We start from the raw sequence: 24,154 nt of genomic DNA, 5'->3' as shown, positions 1-24,154 counted from the left end.
TCCAGCGGGCGCACCCACTATATCTGTCACAGACTTAGGCGCTCTCTACTGACGGCGAAAGGGGGGCTAGCTCATGTGTTGCACGCTTATCCGTTCTTCGAGCCAATGGCCCAAGCGACCGGCGGCCCCCAATTGACAAACGGACAGGCTGATCTCGGTCTGCGCTGCACCAAAATCGGCTTGTTCTTGAGCGGTTGGATACAGGTAGGATGGGCCATCTACCTCAATTGATCGAAGGCTTGCACCAGCTGCACTCAGCAGTGTCACCACATAGCGCTCTTTCGCGACGACTTGCGGCACTTCCGGCAGGGCCCAGCTATCGCCATCGCCGCTGGCGCGTCGCACCCAAGACAGCTGAATACCGCTTGAAGTTCGACGCGCCCGCAGATGACAAGGCGACCATGGCAAGGCAGCAAGCCCGGAAAAGCTTGCTTGCTGCTGCGTCTCCAACGCTGGCTGCGCTGAAGGTGCCGCCGTCCATTCCAAGGGCAGCCCTAAGAAGCTTGGATCAAAATCAGCCGGGACGAGGGCGTCATCTAGGACCACAAAGCCAGTGTCTGTCGGAGCCACAGGGCCAGACGCACCGCCATGATAGCCGCGCACCACGCCTTCCAATCGCCAAGTCTGGCTGGCAATCCAGCTAGCATTCGACCAGCTCAAAACATCGATCACACCGTCTGGCCCAAATAGCGCAGCTTTGCCAGAGGTGGGCGGCGCATTGCTGGTCGCAAATTCGACGAGACATCCCGCAGCCAAACGGCGGGAACTAGGCGCAACCGGCAAGGCTTCCGCCAAGCGGCCATTGGTCATGGGTCTATCCACGCGCGCAACGATCCGCTCGGATAAGCGCACCTCGATTGTCCCGGGCCACGGGCTGGCAAACGCCCCAATCAAAGGCTTTGGTGCTTGTATTTGGGTGAAGGGCGCAGGCAAATCCAGAACCACAAAATCCGGGGGTGCCGCAAGCCAAGGCAAGTCAGGTTGGGCTTCCACGGCATGGCTTGCCAATGGGGTAGGCCTTGGTTGGGGCGCGGGCGTTGCGACCAGTTCTTGCGCCCAAGGCCCCTCCAGTCGATCAACCCGCCACAGGGTGCCGTCCTCCCACATGAACCGATCACCGACTTGCAAACAGGCAGCAATTGCGGGGGTTAACTTGCCTTGCAGCCGCTCTAAGGGTGGCGTCATTGCCAATTGATGCGCCACGGATTGTCGGCTTTCTGCGTCCACCACCATAGGCAAGGAGATAGACAGATTGAGGCCGCTCGATCCTGTGCCTTCAGTCCGATAACTAGCAGGCTCAAAATCGCGCTCACTTGCATAAGTGATGACTTGGACGTGAGAAGGCGCATCTTGCGGCTGCATCATCCAAGAGACATCGGCCGCGCCGCTCTTCATTTGAAAATCCGAAGTGGCCAAAGTCCGGACGGCCTCCGGCGCTGAGATATCTGTAATCTCAAGCCCTTCAAAACGGGGACGAGCCTCAAGTCCCAACGGCTGCAGCAATTGGTCGATCAAGGCACGCGCGGTAGCCGGGGTCTCCACTACAAAGCCCTCAATAAAGCCTGATACGCCGTCTGGATTCAGGAAGCTCAGGCCAGCGCGTGCGCCAATCCCGACCAATAGCTCGCGTATAGGCAGAATTCCGGCTCGGCCCGCTAACCAGTGCCCCGTGGCCGCATGCGCGCCATCGCCCCAAACCGCTTCTAGCTGTGGGAAGTGGGGATAAGGTCGGGCATCCCAAGTCCATAAGAAGATGTGTTCCGGCGCAATCATCGGCTGCCCGTTCACAGCTGAGATCGGGCTATGATCCCGCCAATAGGCCAGACAGGCCTCCAGCGCGAGGCGCTGTTCACCATCATCGCGCGCCCCGGTTGAGAAGGGCGGAAGACCGGCTTCAGAGGATTTAGGATCGGGGAAGACGCTGGGGCGGTTAGCCGCCTTATCGACGGCTGGGAAACCCAGTTCCATCAGCCGGATCGGCTTGGATTGTGGCACCCAAGGCGTGGGGTTGGTTAGCCGCTGGCCACCTATGCGTTCAAAATGGTTTTGGTTCCAGAAACTTCGCATGTCTTTGACCCGCCAAACCCAAGGCTCTTGATACGCCTCGTCGGTTATCGGTGTACGGGTGCGGGCAAGACGGTCGGCTTCACGCGCATAATAAAAGTCATAGCCCTCCCCGCCTTCGATGCCCGCCTGCAGCGAGGCCAAATCGGGTTCGGGTTCACCCGGCCGCCGGTCGGTCAATGGCGGATACCAATCCAGCCCGATGAAATCCAAGTTGGGGTCTGCCCAGAGGGGGTCAAGCGGGAAGCAAAGGTCCTGGCTACCCGCAGGATTATAGCCGCCATACTCCGTCCAGTCCGCCGCATAGCCAATTTTAACCTGTGGCCCAAGGATGAGACGGACTTGTGCAGCAAGCGCTTTCAGGGCTGCTACGGCTGGGAACTGCCCGGTTGAAGACCGCCTATGGGTAAGGCCCACGAGTTCGGAGCCAATCAAGAAGCTCTCCACCCCACCTGCGGCTTTGGCCAGCATCGCCTGATGCAAAATAAAGCGCCGATAGGACCATTCCGCTGGACCAGAATAGATGGGTTCCTGCCCCCGCAAGCTAAAGTGGCTCGCCGCCGCTGTGCCAAAGAAGGCGGCAATTTGAGCTTCAGTCGTCGTGGGGCCCGAAATGCAGGTGATGCGGCCGCGCCAAGGATAGGCTGGTTGGCCAATTCCGCCTTGGGGATTTGGCAAGCCATTGCCTGCAGGGATGTCCATCATAACAAATGGGTTCAGCGTGACCTGATGGCCGCGGGCCTTAAGCTCTGTGATGGCCTCGATGACACTGGCATCTTCCGCCGTGCCGCCATAGGCGGGCCTGCCATCCACCGAGGAGACCAGATTGGCGTTGCCACGGCTCAAGCCAGCCACTTGCCAAGCACGTGGACGGGTTGGCTTAAAGCGTTGGTCGACGCGGGGCTCAATCCGGCACTGCCCTGCCCGCAGGTCCGTCCCGAACCAAGCCACTACCAAAGAAACATGATTAACTTGGGGCAGATCGCGCGCCAAATTATCTAAGGAAACACACAAGTCGGTGCGCGCACTTTGAACATGCAGGTTCTCGGTCTGCGCAGTGCCCGGTTTCCAAATGGTTTGGACCGGCGTGGTGGCATAGGCAAATTCCCCGGCACCAGGGATCAGACAAACTGCCCGTGCCAAGTCTTGTAAGCGCGGGCGATTGGCCTCTGCAGGTGTTGGCGCCAGGATTTCAACTGAGATATTGGGGATGCGGTCATTAAAGGCCGTGACGACCAAATCTTCAAACACCAGATAGGCAAGACCGCGAAAAGCCGGCGCAACGTCTAAGCCTTCGATCGCCTCAATCAAGGGATCAGGCTCTTGATCCTCCCCGCCTAAATAGAGCCGGTAGGTGGTTTGGCTCAAATCATAGACCTCGCCATTCACCCACATGCGACCGATGCCTTGGATGGGCCCTTCGCACAGGCCAAGGGCAAAGCTAATCGAGTAATAGCGCTCCACGACGCGTTGCCCGCCTTTGCCGCCAATGGTGCGCTTCTTATCATGCTCTTTGAATTGTGCGGCCCAGATGACTTGGCCTGTTACGCGGGCACGACCAAAGACAAGCGGAATGGGCGCACCTTCGCCGCCGCCTTGTACTTTCAAACTTGACAGGCGAGAGGGCTGGACCCGGGCGGGCGTGAGGCTTGAAATCAGCGCTTGGTCGATGGAGTTACCGACAAAAGTGCCAATGGTACCGCCGACCGGCCCAAACAGCGCGGAGCCGATGGTGGAGAGGATTAAGCTTGCCATCAGATTGATCCTTTTTCAGCCGGAGCATGGGTGGAAAGGCTTGGGTCAGGCCAGTCAAACAGGTGTGTGGTGCGCATCTTAAACCAGCGGCCATAGCGATTTTCGACAACGCCAGCCGTCCAATGGGCATGGATGAAGCGCCCGTCCTCGCCCATTAGGCCCGCGTGAGCAGGTGACCCACTTGGGACTTGTGCAAACAGGATCACGCAGCCCGGGCGGGGCTCGTCGAGGGGTTCTAAAAACAAATGGGCTGCCGCCACGAGGTCGCGCTTCAGCGCCGTCCGCGAGGGACAAGTTAGGCCTAAATCGCGGGCAACGCCCTCAATCAAGCCAACACAATCAGTTGCTATTCCGCACTGGCTTGCCCCTTCGGCATAGGGTGTGCCCAGCCAAGCCCTTGCCAAGTGCATGGCATCCACCCTCATCGTTTGCCCCCAACATTTCCTGCGGGGCTGGGACCCGTGACCGTCGCGGCTTCACCGGGCAAAGTGGGGACACCCCGGAAGTTCAAGCCATTGCCAAAACGGGTGCGGCAGGTGTCATAGCGTTTGTCACACCCAAGGCTAAAAGTGACGGCATCACCCTGCGCTGGCAAAATCGGCATCGGTTGGGCTAGTTTGACGGCGAGCTGACCGCCGACCAGTTCCACCTGCTGAATCGGTCGTGACAGGCCCTTCGCGCGCCCAGAATTGACCCGCAGTATTCCACCACTAAAGGCATTTAAATCAAATTCTTGCACGAAGGAGGTAGTTAAGGCACGGTCACTCTGCACTGCCATGATGGTCGCGGTCGCGCGATAAGCCGGGTCATTTAAATTGACGCCACAGCGTCCGTCGCCCAGGCTTGCGTCACAGCTACGGGCATAAAGACGGCCCACCATTTGGTTCATGGCGGGTTCGAGTGTTTGGATATTCAACTCGAAATTACTGCCATGACACACAATCGTCTGCACAAAGCCAGACCACAGCGGCAGACTTATCGTCGGCTCTTGCCAGTCGATCAGAAAAGCCTCAACCCGCGCTTGATCCCAAAGACCCAGCTTGATGTCATCGGCGTCCATCCCTGCCAGCGAGAGCGCGCCTGACAGGGCGGCATGGCCGGGGCTGAGCGACAATTCAGCTTCAACCGGGCTTTCGCTGAGGCTGAACGCAGCTTTGAAGAGTGTGTCGGCGACTTGAAGATCGCGGTCATGCTCGGTGGCAGCAAGGACCAAGCCGTCTTGCCGGATCAAGCGCCAAGCGCGCGCCAAAGTGGTGATACCAGCGCGCCATTTTGCGTCCAAGGTAGGTGGCAAAGACCTCATAACAAGATCTCCACCAGAGCCAGCGAGATAACCCGGCCTGCCTCAAACGCATCATGGGCAATGTCGAGGCGGTCGCTGTCAAAGCGGACGGGGGTATCAAAGCTAAAGCCTGCCCGCACCGACTGGCCAGCCGCTGGGGCCGTCGAAAGCGTGATCAAGCCTGTTTGGGTGTCCACAGAGAAAGCTGAAGCCGGAAGCTCTGTTGTGCCAATGCCCACCCGCACCGTGCCGAGGCCCGGCAGATGGATCGGTCGAACGCTGTTGCCCGCCGCATCGCCATAGGTTTTCTGCAACTGAAAGACCTTTTGGCTGCCATTGCCCGTGCCCAGAAGCTGATCGAACGGCCCCGGCATTTGTGACGGTCGACAGCTCTTGTGGTCCGCCGGATCACTGAAACGAAATCCATGGAGGCGTCCGAGACGGGCTTCAAAAAAGGCTGTGATTTCCGATAGATCGTCTAAGTTTCGAATGGCTGAGCCGACATCCCAGCGCCGTCGCGACCGAGACAAGCAGGTGTTGCGCACTTCGCGACCATTGGCCAAGGCCACCACTTCGGTCACCCGCTCTGGCCCACCTATGGCACCACGGGCCAGTTTCAGGGGAAAGTTGATGTTGTGAAACGCGGTCATAGCAAGCTTCCCCCGCGTTGAACGGCGCGGGCCAAAGCGGCCGCAACTTGGGTAGACGAGCGCTTTACCTCAGCCAGATTGCTACCAGGTGCCATATGGATCGTGATGTTGATTGGCTGACCAGCCCCGCTCGGAAGGATTGAGCCCGAGTTGGAAGGCACAAACAGTTCTGGTCCACGCTCGCCAACCAGATAGGCCCCGCCAGACGTCACCGGGCCACCATCTGCACGCGCGCCTGCTTGCGGGATGCTCTGCACGATCTGCTGAAAGGCCGCCTCCAAGGGTTTTGTGACAAAGCGCTCTAAGGCCAAATTGGACAGATCACGCACCAGACTGGCAGCCAGACCTCGAACAGAAAGTTCGCCACTACGCGCGGCTTCGGCCAAAGATGAGGACACGCGCTTGCCAGCTTTGGCAAAAGCGTCGCCTAATACGTCCGCTGCGGCTTGCGCAGGACCGGTGGCAAACGCATCCAAACTGTCTGCGGCGCGCTGCAAATCATCTTCAAATGAATTTTTATTCATTGATGTCATTAGGAGGAGTCTCCTCATCTGGGAAACGAAGCGATAGAAGGGTTAGGTTGGCGCGTGTCATGACCTCGGCGGTTGCCAGATCAGGGGCCACTAGGGCGCGCCATTCGGCAACCGAGACCTCCCAGAAGGAAGCAGGATCTAGGCTGAGGCCAATAGCTTGGCGAAGCAGGCTGGGCCACGGCAAAAGGCTCATGCCCCCGCCCCTTCAAACGCCTTTGTAATGGCCTCTGCTGCCTCCGCCGGGCGAATTTGTGCCTTGGCAAGGTCGGCTGCGCTCATGGCCTCGCCGCACAAGAGGGCAGAGATGATCACCAACACATCGTGACTGGACAGGGTGGCGAGGCGGGCCTCGAGGGCTTCTAATGTGTTGACTTCCAAGGCAGCTTCAAGGCGGGCCAGAGCGCCCATCGTCAAGCACAAGATCAAAGGGCGGCCATCGACATGCAAGACGGCTTCGCCGCGCGCGGGATTAATCAACCCGGTCATAGTGCGACAAATCCCAATTCGCCGGCGCTGACCAAAGTCATTGAGAAAGTTGCCTCCCCATCATGGGCACCGCCATATTCAAGCGCGGCGATCTGAAACGGCCCCTCAAGCGTGCCAAAGTCTGGGACGATTAAGCGCCAGATTCTGCGATCTTGCGCAAAAAAGCTTGTGCGTACCAAGGCATCAGACGCGGCATCCTTAAATACGCCGCTGCCGGTGACACTGGCTTCCTTCAAACCTGCCCCAGCCAAGAGTTCGCGCCAGGCATTTGGGCTTTCCGCCGAAGTGGCGTCCACCGACTTGGCGGCCAGCGCAATCGTCTTCGCACGCAAACCGGCGATCGTTACAAAATTCGGGATTGCGGCCCCATCGGATATCTTGAGTAGGACGTCCCGTCCTGCTTGTCCCGCCATAGCGGCCTCCTTAATGAAAATATATTCAGATACGATCAGCAATGATCTTTAAACGCACGATCCCGAGCCAAGACCGCCCGTCCGCACTGCGCATCACATCGCTATAAAGTGGCAGGATCAGCACGATGCGCGCGCCTAGTGGATTGGGCTTTGCCGCAGCGGCGCAGGTGGCGAGCGCTGCGACGGCTTGGCGGGCGATTTCGGCCCCCGGCTGGCGGCAGACGACCTCTAATGTCGCAATATGCTCGTCGCTTTGGACCACTGAGGCATCAACTGGCTTGGTCTCCCAACGTCGCCAAAAGGCAAAAGGATATGCAGCCAGTTTCACCGGGGCTTCGACCAATCGGACCGGATTGCCCAAGACCGCTTGAACGGCCGGATCTGCCCGAAACACGGCGTCCAACGCCTGCTGGCAAGCAGCCGCACTCATAGTTTGACCCTTTCGAAGCTCTGATCCCAAGAGGCTCTCTCGCCAGCTGCGGGGGCAGAGCCATCGCCATCGCGGCGCGCAATGGCATCCGCGACGGCTTCTAGAATGGCCAATCGGTCGGCTTGGGGCACCAGCGCGTTAGTGGCATAGCCCGCCTGATACTCGACGCTGAAGTCGCGCATCGGTTGGTTCAAGACGAATTTCCCATCAATCAGACTGAGGATGTTGCCACTCGGATCCGCCAGAGCGCCTGAAGGCAAAATCGTCCGCACCGCATGGATTGCGGTAACAGGATTGGTCGCCGGGATCAGAAAACCTGGAGACAAGGCACCAAGGAAATTCTGACGCACCCGCCGTGTGAGGAGCGCACGCCCGGTCCGCGCTTCAAAAGCCTCGCGCGCTGCCGTAATGAAGAGCGCGAGCAGAGCGTCATCCCCTTGCGCGCCGATCCGAAGATAGGCGCGCACATCTGAAAGGGACACGGGCTCCCCCTCTGGGGGGATCAGAATTTCCAGGGCCATGGGATTTTGCCTTAGCTGACGGTGAATTTGAGCAGTTTGATCGCGTCGAAGTTCTGCACACCACCGCCGAGGCGCTTGGTGACATAGAACATGACAAACGGCTTATTGGTGTAAGGATCCCGCAAGACCCGCACATCGGCCCGATCGACGATCAGATAGCCCTTCTCGAAGTCACCAAAGGCGATGGCGAGACCGCTGGCGCTGACGTCGGGCATGTCCTCGCACTCGACAACCGGGAAGCCCAAAAGCGTAGCGGGCTGGCCGGCGACCAAAGACGGTTGCCAGATGTATTGGCCAGCAGAGTCCTTAAATTTACGGACCAAACCAACCGTTCGACGGTTCATCAAGAAGCTGGCATTGGCCCGGTACGGCGTCTTCGGGGCATAGGTGAGGTCAACCAATTTATCGACCGGACTAGCGGCCGGAAATGCGCCCGCCACGCCCGAAGCGAGATAGCCAAGCTGGCCCCAAGTCGCGCTGGCATCGGGTGCCGCGGTATAGGCCAGAAGGCCCTTGGGTTTATTGACGCCATCGCCGGAGATGAAGGCAATGCTTTCCGCACTCGAGAAGCTTTCGGCAATCTCGCCCGCCAGCCATTGATCCATGTCCAGCAGCGCATCATCAAGAAGCGTCTGGGTCGCTGCTGCCATGGCGTAGATTTCGCCCATTGGAAACGAGAGTAAGTCCAAAGATGGAGTCGCTGTTTCGGTGCGCGTGCCGGTTTCGGCTACCCAGCCCACAGCTGGAGCCGAGATGGCAATCGGCTTACGGAAGATATTGGCAGACGTGGTACGGATCGAAGCCAAACGACGCATAGGTGAAGCGGCAAAGATGCGCCGATCAATCGTGGCTTGGACTTCTGGCGGCGCAACATGGCCGCCATCCGCGGCGACACCAACCGACAAGGATTTGGCTTCAATCGCTGCCAGAGCGCTTTCGTCACCCCGACGCATAAAGCCTGCCCAAGCAGCCTTAGCTTCTTGCCGCTCAAGGTCGACAGCTGGCTGGGTGCCAGGGCGAAGGCCTGCCAGCGACAAACGGTCCAAACTGGCCTGCGCGCGGTTTAGGCTACGATCAATACGATCTACTTTCTCTTCCAGCAGAACATCGGCCGAGGATTTTTGTTCGATCTGGGCCAGCCTTTGGTCGTTGGCGGCCCGAAAGGCCTCAAAAGCAGACATGAGTTCATTATGGGCCGCCCGTACTTCGGGCGACTGGGTCATTTTCGTTTCCATGGACTTCTCCGTTAGGCCGCCGGAGCGGCAGGGGGTTGAACTTGACGCGCAAGGTCCGCAGGCGCTGAAGGCCTTACGGATTGGGTTGGGCCGCGCACACGAAACCGGGCGCGCGGCAGCATGGGGAAGGTGACGATTGAAACTTCACGCAGATCAATCGTCTTCAAAATGCGCCCGCCAGCTGGCCGCGGCGTGGCTTCCAGCGTGCGAAAGCCAATCGAGAGGCCGTCGGCGAGACCGGCTTGGATCAAGGCGGCGATCTTTTGGGTTTCAGGATGATTGGGCTCAACCAGCCCCTTCATCCATAGGCCCGCTTGGTCCTCAAAGGCCTCTATCCAGCGCCCAATGGGTCGATCTGGATCATGCTGATAGAGCATGCGAATCGACGCGGCAGGCAGACGGCGGAGTGAGGTTTGAAATGCCCCCCGCTCAACCACATCGCCCGCTAAATCCGGCAAGCCAAATAGGCTGGCATAGCCTGCAATGATCAAAGGCTCGGTCATTTCGCCTCCTGATCAATGTGGTTTTCAATCCGATCAAGGCTGGAGCGGATAGCGGCGACCTGCGCTTCAATTCGGGCCATCCGTTCCAAAATCGGCTGCTGCAGCTTGATCTCGGACTCCAGATTATCGAGGCGTTGAGCTGCCGCCCCAACCCACAGCAGGGCCGCAATGGCTTGCAGCAAAAGGGTTAGGAGAATGGCCAAGGTCAGACGGAAATCTGGCGCTTGGCGGAGGATGGAAGCCGCACTTTGGTCGCTCATGATTTGCCCCCTTCAGCTGGTGGCAAATCGGCAGGTGCCAAGCCCGCCAGAGCGCGCTTTTCTTGCGTGGTAAGGAAGGAGGTTGCCTCAAGCCGTGCCCAGAAAGCTTCTCTCTCAGCCGAAAGCGCGGGCACATGGTCGAGATCGGATCGGATCAGAAGCGGTTCGTCACTCCACGGGCCTAGCCATGTTGCCAAAGCTGCTGCGGCTTTGGCGACCAAGGGCACAATCGTTTGTCGCCAGAAGGCGGTATTGGCTTCTTTGTAATTGGCGTAGGTCGCGTCACCTGGAATACCGAGCAGCATGGGCGGCACACCAAAGGCTAAGGCAATGTCGCGGGCAGCGGCGCGCCGAGCCTCGACAAAGTCCATCTCGGCCGGCGTCAGGCTCATGCTCGTCCATTCAAGCCCGCCTTCGAGAAGAAGTGGTCGGCCTGCATTGGCAGCACCGGTATGGGCTTGGCTGAGTTCAGCTTTCAGGCGCTCAAATTGGTCTTCACTTAGGCGTTCCGCGCCCGGCACACCACGATAGACTAAGGCCCCAGATGGCCGCGCCGCATTATCAATCAGCGCCTTATTCCAAGCACCACCGGCATTGTGAATATCCACCGCAATCGCAGCCGCCTCTAAAGGCGACTGACCATAGAGATCATCGCTCGGGTTAAAGAGCTTGAGGTGACACATGGGCGAGCGCCCAGTTGCAGGATCGCGCCAAAGTCGTCGCTTGATGCCATTTGCCTCATGCTCCCAACCCGCAGGCCAACCCGAAACACCCGGAATGATGCGGACGCGGTCCGGGCGAAGCGCACAAATCTCGCGTGGCTCCCCCTCCAGGGCAACGAGCTCTAGCCAGCCATTACCGGCGATTTGGAGGTGACCGAAGAAGGCTTCCAACAGCTCTGGCCCGGATTGCTCTGGATTGGGGCGATCTAGAAGGGCGGAAAAGCGGTGTGTTTGGCCGTTACGACCCGTGATCCGCAGTGGGACAGACGCAGCAGCCTCTGCGACCAGTCGCACGCAGCGATAAGCAATCGCATTGCGCTGGAATCCTTCACGTGCCAGTGCGCCATAGTCGCGCGGCGTCCAGACTGGGCGGCCTGGGCTTGTATAGGCCAAGAGCGAGGAGCCCATTTTGGCTTCAGGCCGCGCCTCTGGCGGGCTGGATTTTGACTTTGAGAAACGGGTGAGCAGAGGAAAGACGGCCATGACTGAATATCCGTTCATAAGCTACGGGCGGAAGGGCTAGGCCCTTGGTCGAGGATGAGGTCGGTTAGCGCCCAGACGAGCGCATCAACGCGGTCGGGTGAGCCCGTGAAGCCTGGCGCGCTAAAGCTGCACATTTGGTCCTCCAACTCGCGGAAGTGCGCCGCATGGCAGACGCGGTCCTGCGCATAGAGCAGCGCAACGGGTTCGGCGCGGGCGCGCTTGCCATGACTGGCGTGAACCAAGCGAATGGGGGCCAGCGGGACTGCGAGGCGCAGCACGGTGCGCACCATTTCACCACCTTGATTGGCCTCGGCAATGATCACATTGGCCTTGAAGTGCTGATAAGCTTCGGCCACCACCGCGGCCCATTCAGAAGGCTGCAAACCCTGCTTGGAAAGATCTGCCAGCACGATCGCGCGGCGTTGATGCCCTTCCCCGACGGCTGCAGCGACGATGATCCCACAATAATCGGCATGGGCACCAACACTCGCGGGGGGATCAATGGCGACAACAACGCGGTCATAGGCTGCATCGAGTTGACGGGCCTGCGCCGCGACCAGTTGCGCGCGGGTCCATAGCGCGCCTTCTGGGTCCTCGACCAGTTCGCCTTCCAATTCCTGCCGCGCCCAGACAGAACCCTGCCAGCGCGCTGCCAGATCTTCAGCAAATCCCCGCGCCAAGAAGTGGCGATTATCCTGCGTGGCAGAACGGGTGACGGCGCAAGTTGGGTCCGCCAATAATTGCTTGAGGGCTGGGATTGGCCTTGGTGTCGTCGAGAGCACCAATTGGGGCTCTTGCCCCAAGCGCAGCGCGGGTCTCAAAGTTGCGAAAACGGCATCAGGCTTTGACCAAGCGGCCATTTCATCGCCCCAGGCCCCGTCAAATTGTGGCCCGCGCAGACTGTCTGGGTCCTCAGCCGAAAAAAGAAGCGCATAGCCGCCATTGGGCCAAACCAAGCGCCGCCGCGAGACTTCAAAGCGGGGTCGTTCGCGCCGGCTGGCGATGGCCTTTAGGCCGGATTGGCCCTCGACCATCACATCGCGTACATCGGCAAAGGTCGGGCCAATCAAGGCCATGCGAGAGCAAACAGCGTTTTCCATCCGCTCACGCACCCACTCGGCACCCGAGCGCGTTTTGCCCGATCCGCGTCCGCCCAGAATGAGCCAAGTCCGCCATTCTTGCGGTGGAGAAAGCTGACTGCTGCGCGCCCAAAACGGCCACAATGTTTGCAGCCGATTGATTTGCCTGTTGCTGAAACACGCGACAAACTGTTGCCGTTTGTCGTCCGACAGGCTGGTCACTTGGTTGAAGGTCCAGCGAAACGGCTCGCGCTCGGGTAAGGGCCGGATGGTTTTGCGGATCGGCTTGCCTGTCACGTTGCATGTCTTTCTCCAAAGCGCCCAAAGGCGTGGGCCGTTGATGGCGAAGACAAGGATGACCGAATGAGGTGGTCGGTCTGAGAGAACGCGCGGCTCGAACTTCAAGAAGCGGCGAAAAGCCTGAAAATTTGAGCATTTGATCGCCCTGCAGGTCGATTTCTACATGGATAAAGCTTGACCCATCGGGCGGATCAGCGGCGTTCTCTGACCTCATTTTAAGGACGGGTTTCAGGCTGATGCAGGGCGTCTTTCGCGCAGACCTATTGGAGCGCAAAGCCAAAATCAGGGCCTATCACATGCGCTTGCTGACCATATTGGCAGTCAGCGTGATCGTCTTGGTTTGCCTGACAACCTACGCCGCGTGGCGGCACTTCCTATCGGATTTGCCTAAGATCGCCTCTAATGAAGAAATCTGGACCGCCAACCGCAAATCCAGTCTTGAAATGGTCGATGCCAATGGAGAAACCATCACCATTCGCGGGCCGCGTTATGGCCGCAGGGTCAGCGTGGATGCCCTGCCCGCCCATGTTCTACAGGCATTTCTGGCGGTTGAGGACGCACGCTTCTTTGAGCATGGCGGCGTTGACTTGTGGTCGATTGGTCGGGCTGTATTTGAAAACCTAACTGCTGGGCACACCGTGCAAGGCGCTTCGACCATCACGCAACAATTGGTCAAGAACGTCTATCTCAGCCCCGAACAGACCTTTAAGCGCAAGCTGCAGGAAATGGTTTTGGCGTGGCAGATCGACAGCCGCCTGACGAAGAAGCAAATCCTCGAAATCTATCTCAACCGCATTTATTTCGGGCAGAATGCCTATGGCATAGACGCCGCCGCTTGGCGCTTCTTCTCCAAGCACCCGAGCAAGTTAACTTTAGCCGAAGCATCCATGTTGGCAGGCCTTCCAAAGGCACCCGGCCGCTTGGCCGTTGATTTAACGGCAGCCCCAGCCATAGAGCGACGCGCCGTTGTGCTGCAGCGTATGGTGGCCGCAGGCTTTATCACCCAAGCCACAGCGGAAGCGACGATGCGCGAGCCGGTGGCTTTAAAAGTGACGCCCGATATTCCTGAAGGCCAGATGGGCTATGTCATCGATATGGCGCAGAAAGAGGTGGAAAGCGTTGGGAAACAGGTCGCTCCAGATCGGATTCTCCGACTAACCGTGGACGCCAAAATACAGGCTTCAGCTGTGCAAGCGGTGCAAGCGCTGGTGGGGGATGGAACGGGGACCGGCGTGACCCAAGCCGCCTTGATTGCGATGGATCGGCAAGGCCGCATCCTCGCGATTGTCGGGGGCCGCAATTATGACGAAAGCAAGTATAATCGGGCGACTATGGCCAAGCGCCAGCCCGGTTCCAGCTTTAAGCCCTTTGTCTATGCAGCCGCGCTCGAAAAAGGCATGACGCCCGACACAATCCGCGTGGATAAGCCGATTAGCTTTGGCGGCTGGCGACCGCGCAATTTCAATGGCGGCTATTCGGGTGCCATGAGCCTTTCGACAGCGCTTACGCGCTCGATCAATACCATTGCCGTCCAATTGGCCTCTGAAGTCGGCATTGATCGCTTGATCTTATTGGCTCAGCGATTGGGCATCGATAGTGAGTTGCCGCGCAATCTGTCGATCTCACTGGGCGCGGGTGAAGTGACCCTGTTGGACATGACACGCGCCTATGCCACCTTGGCCAATGATGGGGTGCGCGTTGACCCCTATCTGATTGAGCGGATTGATACGACGCGCGGTACGGTGGCGTTTCAGCGCGAAAGCAAAGCCCCGGTCCAAGTCTACGAACCGTTGCGCGCGCGGCAAATGACCGCCATGCTGGCCGATGTGGTTGCCTTTGGTACGGGCAAGCGCGCGCGTCTGCCCGGTGGCCGCGAAGCTGCCGGCAAGACGGGCACCTCGCAGAATTTTCGCGACGCTTGGTTTGTTGGCTATACGTCCGACATCATTTGCGGCGTCTGGGTTGGCAATGACAGTTCCAGCCCGATGAATGGCGTTACAGGCGGGACCTTGCCCGCGCTCATCTGGGAAGACTTCATGGCCGCCGCCCATGAGGGCAAACCCCTCTCGCCCCTGCCTACTTTGGACGATCTCAAACGGCCCAGCCCCAATACATTGGCCGCTTTTTACGAAAGCTTGGCGGATATGTTTGCCGCGGCGGGTGGGCAGGATGTGGCAGCCCTACCCGCTTTGCGCAAACTGCCCAACCCGACTGCAGCGGCACCAGCCCCTGCAGCCAATGTAGGCCGCTAGATTTATGCGGCCTGACGCGCCGCCAAAATCATGTCTGACGCCTTCTCAGCGATCATGATGGTCGGCGCATTCGTATTGCCCGAAATCAGACGCGGCATGATCGAGGCATCGACAACCCGTAAGCCCTCCACCCCGATCACACGAAGCTGGGGATCCACCACCGCCATCGGATCGCGGCCCATCTTTGCCGTCCCAACCGGGTGATAAATGGTTGAGCCTGTTTCGCGGGCATAGGCGAGGAATTGTTCGTCACTCACAACGCCATTGCCCGGCTCCATCTCCGCCTCGATCAAGCCCGCCAAAGAGGGTGCCTCAGCCATGCGACGGCCAATCTTCAGGCCTTCAACAATGGTTTGCTGATCTAGGCTATCGGCCAGATAATTAGGCCAAATACCCGCATGCTGACTGGGGTCGGCAGACTTGATTTGAATCCGCCCCGTGCTTTCCGGCCGCAATTGGCATGGTGCGATGGTGAGGCCAGGTTGGTCTTCCAGCACCATTTTTTGCTCTTCAAACAGCTTCTTCTGGTCCATGGTGGCGGGCAGAATATGATATTGAACATCGGGGGTTTCGAGGTCTGGCCGCGTCTTCACAAAGGCGGCGATATGGGCCGCCGACAGGGTCAATAGGCCTTTGCGCTGGAACAGAAACTTCAAAACCTCGCCAACAAAGGTCAGGCCCTTGGTCATTTCATTGACCGACTTTACCCCTGCCTTCAGGCGATAGCGCATGCCCACGACATAATGGTCGCGCAGATTTTCGCCTACGCCCGGCGCGTCGACTTTGACGTCAATGCCATGGCGCTTGAGCAAATCTGCCGGGCCAATGCCCGACAATTGCAACAATTGTGGTGAGTTGATCGCCCCGCCGGAGAGAATAACCTCATGCTTGGCAGACGCCGTGATCAAATCGCCATCGACAGAGAATAAAACCCCTGTTGCCCGCTTGCCGTCAAACAAGACTTTATGCGCCAGTGCATGGGTGCGGATCGTCAAGTTTGTGCGATGCTTGATGGGATTGAGATAGGCCACCGCAGCCGAGCAGCGCATGCCATTCTTCACCGTCAATTGGTAATAGCCAATGCCTTCTTGGTTCTCGCCATTGACGTCGTCATTGCGCGGAATACCGGCTTCAATGCCAGCCTGAATAACGGCATCTGAGACGGGATGTTTTTGCGTCACGTCGGACACATTTAAGGGGCCGCCTGTCGCGTGCCCTTCCATGCCGGATCGTTCTTGGTTTTGCGACTTCAAGAAATAGGGCGAGCAATCATCCCAGCCCCAGCCTTCGCAGCCCAATTGCCGCCAGATGTCATAGTCGCGCTGTTGGCCACGAATATAAAGAAGGCCGTTGATCGAGCTGGACCCGCCCAGCACTTTGCCGCGTGGCCAAACATGCTGGCGACCATTGGTGCCGGGGTCTTCTTCGGTCTGATAGAGCCAATTGACCTTGGGATCCTTCAAGGTCTCAGCATAGCCCACTGGGATGTGAATCAGAGGTGAGGTGTCCTTCCCGCCGGCTTCCAACAGCAGGACTCGAATTTTTGGATCCGCCGTGAGTCGATTTGCCAAAACGCAACCCGCGCTACCTGCGCCAATGATGATGTAGTCATAGGTTTCGCCCGCAGGCAGATTGGCTTCGCTCATCCCAGTGTCCTCTGTTTTTGCTTTGATTTGCCGACAGCTTAGCCAAGACCAACTCAAATGAAAGTGCTTTCTCGGATTGGCCGCAAAAAATGACACTGCCGTCAACATGACGTAGCGTAAACTTTGTGCTTGACGTTACGGAAATCTGTTCTAATTGTTATAACACTGGCCAGCAAACCAGCTGTTCAGCTCCAGCTTTAGGAGACAACGTCATGAAACAGTCCCATGCCCTCGCACCCCCCACCCAAAAACTGCTGTACCGAACAGCCGCACTAACGGGGTCTGGGATCCTTTGGATCGGCCTTGGTTACCTCGCCTTGACCTATGTTCCCACGATCCAAAAGCTGCAAATGCCCGAACCGCCACCGATCGCCGTAGCCCCCCGCGACCCGCCAAAGCCGATCATCCCGCCCAAGCCCGAACCGGAAAAGCCCGTCAAAAACCAGCAAGTCCAACAAACCCCAGACAACACACCAACATTGACAGAGAGGCCCACAACCGAAGTCGTGCCGCTTGGCCCAGTCGATAGCCTGCCCATTGGACCGGTGGGTGAAGGGCCTGTGGCCTTCACGGGGGGTGGTGAGACATTGGGACCAGCCTTAGGCCCCATGCCGACAGAGATTGCGCCTGAAGCCCCAGCTGCCCCCCGTCTGATCATCAACCCCATCCGCCAAGCCGGGGCTAATCCTGGCTTTCCGCGCAAGGCGCTCGACCGGGAAATCTCCGGCGAAGTCACGTTGAGCTTCACGGTCACCGCCCAAGGTAAAGTGGCCAATTTGACGGTGATCAATGAGGCACCGAAGGGCTACGGCTTCGCAGAGGCTGCTCGCAAAGCGGTGGAGGCTTGGACGTTCCAGCCCCAAACAATCGACGGAATCGCAGTCGCCTATCCTGCCCGCTATACGATCAGCTTCAAGCTAGAGGATTAGGATTTTACCAAGCGGGTCACGGCTTCGGCCGAAGCTGCGGCCATGACCCGCCCCAGCGCCTCAATCCATACCTAAAAACGCATTCACCGTCAGCCGTCCCGTGGCAGGATTTAGATCAAAAACAAAGTCATCTGGAATATGGGCGCAATGAAGGCTGGAGCTGAGATAGACAATCATGCGGTTAAAGCGCGCCTGATGGCGGCCAATCATTTCATATAGCGGACTGGTCTCATTGATATAGCCGAAATCGGGCAGACCGTGGTGCGCAACGTCGGCATTTAGGGCCGCTTCAAAGGCTGAAAAGCGGCCCGCATCGACACTTTCAAATCCTGTGCTGCGTTGCCGGTAAAAGGCTGTGCCGCCTTGGTTCTCGCCACGACACAGATAGAGAAGCGCCGCGACGCGACCATATTCGAGACTGTCGAAATGCGGCAAACGCTGGATCGGTTGCAACTGATCTGAAGGCGTCGTCACCAGCGAGAAATTGCACTCGCGCAGACCTGCGCGTCCGGAATAGTCAAAGCATCGCGGAAGAATTTCCGCCAAGGGTCCCAGCAAAGTTTGAAAGGATGATGGCGGCACAGGTGCCCGTATACCTGGATAAAAGGGCCCGTTCGGCGCAAAGGCTGGCCCGGCCACGGCAAGGTCCATAATCGCTTCAGGATCTGCCAGATAATCGTCTAGCACCACGACTTTGATAGGTTCGCGCCCGTGGTGATAGACGCGCGCGGTTCGGCCCTGCGTTTCAAAAACCTCAATCGGAGTCTGGAGCAGCTCGGCCATCACATCCCATCTGTAACGGTGCGACAAAAATCCTTGGCGCGCTCCCCTTGCACGCGCTTGAACGCCTCGGCACTCGGGGCAAGACGACGAACCAGCAAGAGGCCCTTATCGCTTGGCAGACTGACGACGACTTCGCCGGGTTTGGCCGCAATCGGTGATCGGGCCGAGACCACCATGATTTGCGCACCCTCTGGGCCGATTTTGCGGTCATTCAGGGTGAAGACATTATCGGTGTTGCCAGCATAGAAGGCCGCTGATGTATAATCAGCACCTTTGCCGATAAAGACCCGGACAGGGCCTTTGCTGAGGTCGAGGGCGCACGTGGAATAGGCAAGATCGGGCGAAGAGCGCACAATTTGTTGGTTCTGCGGCGTCACCATATTGCCGTGCGCGAGGCGATTGATACCACCAGAGGCTTCGGCGATCCGCTTCATCGCGATATTCATGATCACGCTGGGGATAAGGCCAATGGTCAGCAAATGACCTAAAACGGCCAACAATGCACCAAAGGCCAAAGGCTTCAGCCAGCCGGGCTTTTTTTGATCTTGGGCCATTAGTTTGTCCCTCCCGAAGCTGGAGTTTGGGTGCAGGAGACTTTCTTGACGCTGGGTAGCTTCAAGGCTTGCAGGGCGGACTTCTCAACCGATTGCGGATTATAAAGGCGGATGGTGAGAGAATAAGTGCCGCCACCCTTGCTGGACAACCAAGGCCCGGGCGTTTTGGGCCGTGTCGGGCTGAGAGTCCCCGTCCAACTCGTCGCTGGCGCGACAAGGGCGCGGGTGGCATCAATCGAGCTTGCGCCATCGGTATTGATGGGCAACATCTGGTCCGCGCCATAAATGGTGATCGACCACCAGCGGGTTGGGATCACCTCCCCGCTCAAGGCATAGGTGCAGCCTTCAACCAGTTTGGCGCCATCGTCATCGACATCTCGGTTGAAATAGACCGTCTCTTCCTTGGTCAAAGCCAATAAGCCAACACGCGCAATGGTGGCGCGCAGCCACGGGTTTGCGGCCGCCGCACCGACGGTTGGATCGGTAGACCAGCGGCCAGAGACCAGCTTTGCGTCGCTAAACAGGCCGCCCGAGACACCAAGTGCCGAGCCCACGCCTAGGCCTAGACCCAAGACGCCGCAGATAAGCCATCGCCGCATAGGCACCCTCCCCCTGAGTTCTTTGTTGCGGTCAGCTTAAGCGACTGGGCGGGAAAAAATAGTGCCTCAATACACTCAAGGCTTGGGCTTAAGCTTTGGCGAGCGCGAGGCAAAGCTCTCGCCCGATCAGGGCAGCTGTTCCAACATCGCCACGGTCCCAGCGCAGTACCAACGCCTTAGCGCGCAAGCTTAAAAACGGGGCTTCTCCACCGGCGGCCGACATCGTCAAAGCGGGGCCAAGCCTGACAGACCAAGGCAAAGCTGGATCGCGGTCTGTCGCCCAAGCTAGCCCTTCTACGCCGCCCGGCGTGGGAATGGGCGTCAGCGCGCCATCGGCTGGCAAAGCAAATGGCCAAGGGGCAGCCTTCGGGGCAAAAATCAGGCTGAGCGGGACGGCCTCTTTCAAACGAATGACCAAAAACACATGCGCACCAGATTGAAGGGCTGCCATGGCAAAGCCTTGCATGCGGCCCGTCATGGCATCTTGCACCTCGCGGGGCCCTAACGCGCGCAGGCCGGCATCTTCAGCGTCTGAAAGTGCTGCTTGGATCGCAGACTCATTGACGATGGAGGTGGGTTGCACGAGCACACCACCTCCTTCACGCGCTCCTTGCGCCATCAGCCGCCACAGGGCAATCGCCCCTGCCCCCGTCGATGCCAAGACCAGCACCAAAACCAAGACCCCTGCGCCATAGGACACAAAGCCCGGCGCATTGAGTGCCAAGGGTGCCAGCAAAGCGAGCAAGAAAAAAGCTAAGATCAACCCGCCGGCCGAAAGCGCAATCAGCCCGCCTTCATGACCCGTGCGCGCCTTGGCCGCATCAAAGCCATCACGCAAATTCTGCATGAGATATTTGGGGTTTAGAGGAAACGGGGTGCGCGCCATGGTCTAGTGATGACGTGACTCTTTGGGTTTGTGAAATCCGATCCGTCGCAGACGTTTAGACGCGGTCAAAATAGCGCGCCAACACGCCTTCATAAATGTCCGTTAGCGTTTCAATATCGCGCGTCTCCACCCGCTCATTGACTTGATGCATGGTCGCGCCAACCAAGCCGAACTCGCACACCGGGCAATAATCCTTGATGAAGCGCGCGTCTGACGTGCCACCCGTGGTCGATAACTCAGGTCTGCGCCCGGTCACGGCCTCACAGGATTCTTGGATAAGGTGGGTCAATAGGCCAGGTGGGGTAAAAAAGGCTTCGCCAGAGACCATAATCGACAGCTCAATCCTACCGTTAAACCCAGCTTCGGCCCGCTTGGCTTCGGTTAGAAGCCAGTTCGTGAGGCTTTCGCCTGAATGGGCCGTATTAAAGCGGATGTTGAAGCGGGCCGTCGCCTTTTCCGGGATTACATTGGTGGCTGGGTTGCCGACATCCATGGTCACGACTTCCAGATTAGACGGCTGAAAGCCTTCAGCCCCGTTATCGAGCTGGTGGCTTTGGATTTGATGCAAAAAGCCGATTAAAGCGCGCACTGGATTGGCAGCCTTATGGGGATAGGCAACATGGCCCTGAATCCCCGTCACGGTGACGGTACAATTGAGGGAGCCGCGGCGACCATTCTTGATCATATCGCCCATGGCATCTGGATTGGTCGGCTCGCCCACCAAGCATTGATCCAGGACTTCGCCTTCTTCGGTAATGGCTCGGAGGAGTTTCTTTGTGCCATGCAGCGCGACACCTTCTTCATCCCCGGTGATGAGGAAGGAGATAGAGCCCTTGGGTTTTGGATTCTTCTCCAAATAGCGGGCTGTCGCCGCGATAAAGGCAGCAATCCCACCCTTCATATCGGCAGCCCCCCGTCCGATCAGCAAGCCATCTTGCAAGGCGGCTTCAAACGGATCGACCTTCCATTGCGCCAAATCCCCCGTCGGCACCACATCGGTGTGGCCAGCAAAGCAGAAATTGGGGCCTTCGCTGCCTAAGCGCGCATAGAGATTATCGACATCCTCAAAAGGATAGCGCTTGACCACAAAGCCTAAGGCCTCCAGCGCCTGTTGCACGACGTCGAGCGCCCCGAGATCCGCTGGCGTGACAGAGGGCTTGCGGATCAAATCGCAAGCAAGATGGATCGGGTCGAAGAGGTTTGTGGTCATAAGCCCAACCTAGGGCAGATTGGTGGCTCTAGCCAGTGGCAGCCACTCGACGGATCGCAGCCATGGCTGCAGCATTGGCGATCAAGTCCGCGCCTTCGGTCCAGACAGGTTGGCCAGATTGAATGGCGTCGACAATGCCATCGAATTGATAGGCGAACGTCGGACGGCGCGGAAAGGTTTCGCGGGTTTCTTGGCCGTCTAGGGTCAATTTCAATTCCGCGCCATATTGGGGGGCAAGCGGGTTATCAATATCGAGGCGACCTTTGGTGCCGACAAGTTCTAACCTTGGCGGCTTGCGCCCGCCTTCGGGGTCCATGTCGCAAATCACATCGGCCTGAAGGCCATTTGGGAAAGAAAAATGCGCTGTCGTGCGTCGATCAATGCCATCAGGCTCAAGGTCTTGATGCGCGGAAGTCACTTCAGGCTCTGCCCCTGTTAATTGTCGTAGCCAGCTGACGGGATAGCAACCGAGATCAGCCAGAGCGCCCCCACCTTGGGAAGCCTGCCAGCGAAATTCGCGTGCGTTGCGGACGATGGGCACCGAAAACTCTGCCTCGGCCGAGACAAGCTCGCCCAATTGCCCCGATTGCACGATCTCTACGGCACGACGAAACAAGGGGTGCCAGCGATAGTGAAAGGCCTCAATCAAGCGCTTACCGGCCTTTTTGGCAGCATCCACCAAAACCCGCGCCTCGGCCTCATTCACGGTCGCAGGCTTTTCGAGGAAAACATGTTTGCCCGCTTCAAGGGCCTTCAGGCTCCACTCACAATGGCCTGCCGGCGGCAGCGCGATATAGACCACATCGACATCATCGCGCGCGATGACTTCTTCATAGGTTCCCGCGTTGGGGATGGCGTGCGTCATCGCATATTCAAGCGCGCGCTCCCGCGTCGACGCCCCAATCGCCACCAGACTGGCATCTGGGTTCTCTGAAAGAGGATCAATCAATGCTGGTTTGGCGATACGTGCCGCGCCGAGAATAGCGAACCGAAGAGCCATCTACTTCCAATTCATAAAGACGGACACAAATACTAAAAGTCCACATTGTTGTGAGAGTCAACAAAAAATCAACCAGCGCACTTTGATTTGGTTCCCCGCTGGGTCAAGCCCTACTGATCACGAAAGCGTGATAATTGTGACAATGACTGCGAAATTTTGCATTACCGCAAGAAACCAAAGCTAACCGCAGCGTTTGGAGCGCCATTCAGCAACTTGAGGCAAGCTCTGCCAACCAAAAGCCGCTTCGCTTGGGCCATTGGCCCGCAGCGCTTCTAGGCGCGCCATGCCTTCATCATAGGTCGGAATATGGCCGATCGGGACTCACCAGAACGCCATATGGGCGGTGCCGAGCATGGGAAACCATTCGGCCTTTTGATTATAGACTTTAAAGTGCGCGGTCTTCCACACAAAGTCCTCTAGCGCTTGGGCTGTCGTCCACACGCTCATATTGATCAGGAATCGGGGATCTTCAGAGGCGCGAATGTCCATCGCACTGCCGGAATCCGACTTTAACCGCCAAATAAAGCCCTCTGCCCGCTCTGCAATTGCATTGACGGCATCAATGCGACTGGTGAAGCCTGCAAACCGCGGATCATCCTGATCATAACGCGAGACCGACACATTGATCTGGGCCAGATAATGCCCATCAGGCTGCGGAAACATGGGGCCTCCTAGTCGCGCAACAGCTCATTGATACCGGTTTTAGAACGCGTCTGGGCATCGACGGTCTTGACGATCACGGCGCATGCCAAGCTGGGCCCGCCCTTGGGGTCTGGTAAGGAACCCGGTACGACCACGGCATAGGATGGCACTTCGCCGCGATAGACGGCACCAGTCGCCCGATCGATGATCTTGGTCGACGCGCCCAAGAAGACGCCCATGGAGATAACCGCCCCTTCGCGCACGATAACACCTTCAGCGACTTCAGAACGCGCACCGACAAACACATTGTCTTCAATGATGACAGGGCCAGCTTGCAAGGGCTCCAGCACGCCGCCAATACCCGTGCCACCCGAAATATGGACATTGGCCCCAATCTGCGCGCAGGAACCAACCGTCGCCCAGGTGTCAATCATGGTGTTTTCGCCGACATAGGCGCCAATATTCACAAAGCTGGGCATCAAAACCGCACCCTTGGCGATAAAGCTGCCGCGGCGCACGACAGAGCCCGGCACCATACGGAAGCCTGCTTCGCGGAAATCAGGCGCTAACCAGCGCGCGGTCTTCAGGGGCACCTTATCAAAGGCGCGCCCGGCATGTTGCACCGGATGGGGATCATGCTCTGGGTCGATCAGATAATTGTCGTTGAGACGGAAGGATAACAGCACGGCCTTCTTCAGCCATTGGTGCGTCGTCCATTGCCCGTCAGCGCCACGCGAAGCCACGCGTACGACGCCCTGATCCAATAAGGTTAAAGCTTCCCCCACCGCATCGCGAACGGCCCCTGTCGTCTCAATCGAGATGGCGGTCCGGTCTTCCCACGCGGCATTAATGGTGGCTTCAAGATGGTTTAGATCAGTCATGGGCGTGGTCATTTTCAGCTAGCGGGTTTGGCCTTAAGGCCTTTTGCTATGCCCGT

At 58.3% G+C, this 24,154-nt stretch carries 25 protein-coding genes and 1 pseudogene; 2 read left to right on the top strand and 24 right to left on the bottom strand.

Annotated features, from left to right (window positions below; genetic code table 11):
• Window positions 1-66 precede the first annotated feature (66 nt).
• From ACOVRA_RS15730 to ACOVRA_RS15660, 15 genes are read right to left on the bottom strand one after another with little or no spacing between them, the layout of a single operon-like run.
• Entirely contained in the window at window positions 67-3,819 is a 3,753-nt protein-coding gene (locus ACOVRA_RS15730) for a baseplate multidomain protein megatron (protein ID WP_421721124.1), read from the bottom strand.
• The gene (locus ACOVRA_RS15725; RefSeq protein WP_421721123.1) at window positions 3,819-4,244 is read right to left on the bottom strand and encodes an NlpC/P60 family protein; all 426 of its coding nucleotides are present in this window, start codon (window positions 4,242-4,244) and stop codon (window positions 3,819-3,821) included. The genes ACOVRA_RS15730 and ACOVRA_RS15725 overlap by 1 nt, the downstream gene beginning before the upstream one ends.
• The gene (locus ACOVRA_RS15720; RefSeq protein ID WP_421721122.1) at window positions 4,241-5,122 is read right to left on the bottom strand and encodes a DUF2163 domain-containing protein; all 882 of its coding nucleotides are present in this window, start codon (window positions 5,120-5,122) and stop codon (window positions 4,241-4,243) included. The genes ACOVRA_RS15725 and ACOVRA_RS15720 overlap by 4 nt, the downstream gene beginning before the upstream one ends.
• Complete coding sequence (locus ACOVRA_RS15715; RefSeq protein WP_421721121.1) at window positions 5,119-5,751, bottom strand: phage distal tail protein, Rcc01695 family; 633 nt, start codon at window positions 5,749-5,751, stop codon at window positions 5,119-5,121. The genes ACOVRA_RS15720 and ACOVRA_RS15715 overlap by 4 nt, the downstream gene beginning before the upstream one ends.
• The gene (locus ACOVRA_RS15710; protein WP_421721120.1) at window positions 5,748-6,284 is read right to left on the bottom strand and encodes a phage tail tape measure C-terminal domain-containing protein; all 537 of its coding nucleotides are present in this window, start codon (window positions 6,282-6,284) and stop codon (window positions 5,748-5,750) included. The genes ACOVRA_RS15715 and ACOVRA_RS15710 overlap by 4 nt, the downstream gene beginning before the upstream one ends.
• Entirely contained in the window at window positions 6,268-6,477 is a 210-nt protein-coding gene (locus ACOVRA_RS15705; protein ID WP_421721119.1) for a phage tail assembly chaperone, read from the bottom strand. The genes ACOVRA_RS15710 and ACOVRA_RS15705 overlap by 17 nt, the downstream gene beginning before the upstream one ends.
• The gene (locus ACOVRA_RS15700; protein WP_421721118.1) at window positions 6,474-6,770 is read right to left on the bottom strand and encodes a GTA-gp10 family protein; all 297 of its coding nucleotides are present in this window, start codon (window positions 6,768-6,770) and stop codon (window positions 6,474-6,476) included. The genes ACOVRA_RS15705 and ACOVRA_RS15700 overlap by 4 nt, the downstream gene beginning before the upstream one ends.
• On the bottom strand, window positions 6,767-7,183 hold the full coding sequence (locus ACOVRA_RS15695) for a phage major tail protein, TP901-1 family (protein ID WP_421721117.1): 417 nt from the start codon (window positions 7,181-7,183) through the stop codon (window positions 6,767-6,769). The genes ACOVRA_RS15700 and ACOVRA_RS15695 overlap by 4 nt, the downstream gene beginning before the upstream one ends.
• 25 nt (window positions 7,184-7,208) lie before the next feature.
• Window positions 7,209-7,613 carry a DUF3168 domain-containing protein gene (locus ACOVRA_RS15690; protein WP_421721116.1) on the bottom strand — a complete coding sequence of 135 codons (405 nt, stop codon included), beginning with the start codon at window positions 7,611-7,613 and terminating at the stop codon, window positions 7,209-7,211.
• Window positions 7,610-8,134 carry a head-tail connector protein gene (locus ACOVRA_RS15685; RefSeq protein WP_421721115.1) on the bottom strand — a complete coding sequence of 175 codons (525 nt, stop codon included), beginning with the start codon at window positions 8,132-8,134 and terminating at the stop codon, window positions 7,610-7,612. The genes ACOVRA_RS15690 and ACOVRA_RS15685 overlap by 4 nt, the downstream gene beginning before the upstream one ends.
• 11 nt (window positions 8,135-8,145) lie before the next feature.
• The gene (locus ACOVRA_RS15680; RefSeq protein ID WP_421721114.1) at window positions 8,146-9,357 is read right to left on the bottom strand and encodes a phage major capsid protein; all 1,212 of its coding nucleotides are present in this window, start codon (window positions 9,355-9,357) and stop codon (window positions 8,146-8,148) included.
• 23 nt (window positions 9,358-9,380) lie between these two features.
• On the bottom strand, window positions 9,381-9,872 hold the full coding sequence (locus ACOVRA_RS15675) for an HK97 family phage prohead protease (RefSeq protein ID WP_421721113.1): 492 nt from the start codon (window positions 9,870-9,872) through the stop codon (window positions 9,381-9,383).
• The gene (locus ACOVRA_RS15670) at window positions 9,869-10,132 is read right to left on the bottom strand and encodes a hypothetical protein (RefSeq protein WP_421721112.1); all 264 of its coding nucleotides are present in this window, start codon (window positions 10,130-10,132) and stop codon (window positions 9,869-9,871) included. Before ACOVRA_RS15670 ends, ACOVRA_RS15675 begins: the two co-directional genes overlap by 4 nt.
• Window positions 10,129-11,337 (bottom strand): phage portal protein, encoded by a 1,209-nt coding sequence (locus ACOVRA_RS15665; RefSeq protein WP_421721111.1) that lies wholly within the window; start codon window positions 11,335-11,337, stop codon window positions 10,129-10,131. The genes ACOVRA_RS15670 and ACOVRA_RS15665 overlap by 4 nt, the downstream gene beginning before the upstream one ends.
• A 14-nt stretch (window positions 11,338-11,351) precedes the next feature.
• A complete protein-coding gene (locus ACOVRA_RS15660) occupies window positions 11,352-12,713 on the bottom strand; it encodes a DNA-packaging protein (protein ID WP_421721110.1) in 1,362 nt (453 codons plus the stop codon).
• A 239-nt stretch (window positions 12,714-12,952) separates the two neighbouring features.
• On the opposite strand from ACOVRA_RS15660, the gene ACOVRA_RS15655 reads away from it, so the two are divergent.
• Window positions 12,953-14,968 carry a transglycosylase domain-containing protein gene (locus ACOVRA_RS15655; protein WP_421721109.1) on the top strand — a complete coding sequence of 672 codons (2,016 nt, stop codon included), beginning with the start codon at window positions 12,953-12,955 and terminating at the stop codon, window positions 14,966-14,968.
• A gap of 2 nt (window positions 14,969-14,970) precedes the next feature.
• On the opposite strand, the gene ACOVRA_RS15650 is transcribed toward ACOVRA_RS15655, so the two are convergent.
• Window positions 14,971-16,614: a GMC family oxidoreductase gene (locus tag ACOVRA_RS15650; RefSeq protein ID WP_421721108.1), complete on the bottom strand. Its 1,644-nt coding sequence runs from the start codon at window positions 16,612-16,614 to the stop codon at window positions 14,971-14,973.
• 212 nt (window positions 16,615-16,826) lie between these two features.
• On the opposite strand from ACOVRA_RS15650, the gene ACOVRA_RS15645 reads away from it, so the two are divergent.
• Complete coding sequence (locus ACOVRA_RS15645; protein ID WP_421721107.1) at window positions 16,827-17,543, top strand: energy transducer TonB; 717 nt, start codon at window positions 16,827-16,829, stop codon at window positions 17,541-17,543.
• A 60-nt stretch (window positions 17,544-17,603) separates the two neighbouring features.
• Here ACOVRA_RS15645 and ACOVRA_RS15640 read toward each other — a convergent pair whose 3' ends face one another.
• The 8 genes and pseudogenes from ACOVRA_RS15640 to dapD form a co-directional block, all read right to left on the bottom strand.
• Window positions 17,604-18,326: a DUF6445 family protein gene (locus tag ACOVRA_RS15640; protein ID WP_421721106.1), complete on the bottom strand. Its 723-nt coding sequence runs from the start codon at window positions 18,324-18,326 to the stop codon at window positions 17,604-17,606.
• Window positions 18,326-18,880, bottom strand: coding sequence for a DUF1254 domain-containing protein (locus ACOVRA_RS15635; protein WP_421721105.1), 555 nt, complete (start codon window positions 18,878-18,880; stop codon window positions 18,326-18,328). Before ACOVRA_RS15635 ends, ACOVRA_RS15640 begins: the two co-directional genes overlap by 1 nt.
• Window positions 18,880-19,479: a DUF1214 domain-containing protein gene (locus tag ACOVRA_RS15630; RefSeq protein WP_421721104.1), complete on the bottom strand. Its 600-nt coding sequence runs from the start codon at window positions 19,477-19,479 to the stop codon at window positions 18,880-18,882. Before ACOVRA_RS15630 ends, ACOVRA_RS15635 begins: the two co-directional genes overlap by 1 nt.
• A gap of 88 nt (window positions 19,480-19,567) precedes the next feature.
• Window positions 19,568-20,365, bottom strand: coding sequence for a hypothetical protein (locus tag ACOVRA_RS15625; protein WP_421721103.1), 798 nt, complete (start codon window positions 20,363-20,365; stop codon window positions 19,568-19,570).
• A 55-nt stretch (window positions 20,366-20,420) separates the two neighbouring features.
• Complete coding sequence (dapE, locus tag ACOVRA_RS15620) at window positions 20,421-21,575, bottom strand: succinyl-diaminopimelate desuccinylase (protein ID WP_421721102.1); 1,155 nt, start codon at window positions 21,573-21,575, stop codon at window positions 20,421-20,423.
• A gap of 28 nt (window positions 21,576-21,603) precedes the next feature.
• Entirely contained in the window at window positions 21,604-22,575 is a 972-nt protein-coding gene (locus tag ACOVRA_RS15615; protein WP_421721101.1) for a Gfo/Idh/MocA family protein, read from the bottom strand.
• Between the two features lie 180 nt (window positions 22,576-22,755).
• Window positions 22,756-23,238 (bottom strand): annotated as a pseudogene (locus ACOVRA_RS15610) (DUF3291 domain-containing protein).
• An 8-nt stretch (window positions 23,239-23,246) separates the two neighbouring features.
• Window positions 23,247-24,098, bottom strand: coding sequence for a 2,3,4,5-tetrahydropyridine-2,6-dicarboxylate N-succinyltransferase (dapD, locus tag ACOVRA_RS15605; RefSeq protein ID WP_421721100.1), 852 nt, complete (start codon window positions 24,096-24,098; stop codon window positions 23,247-23,249).
• Window positions 24,099-24,154 lie beyond the last annotated feature (56 nt).

The sequence above is a fragment of the Aquidulcibacter sp. genome (assembly GCF_049239865.1).
Taxonomy (GTDB): Bacteria; Pseudomonadota; Alphaproteobacteria; order Caulobacterales; family Aquidulcibacteraceae; genus Aquidulcibacter.
The sequence above is the reverse complement of the archived record's forward strand: the minus strand, read 5'-3'. Positions and strand labels throughout refer to the sequence as shown.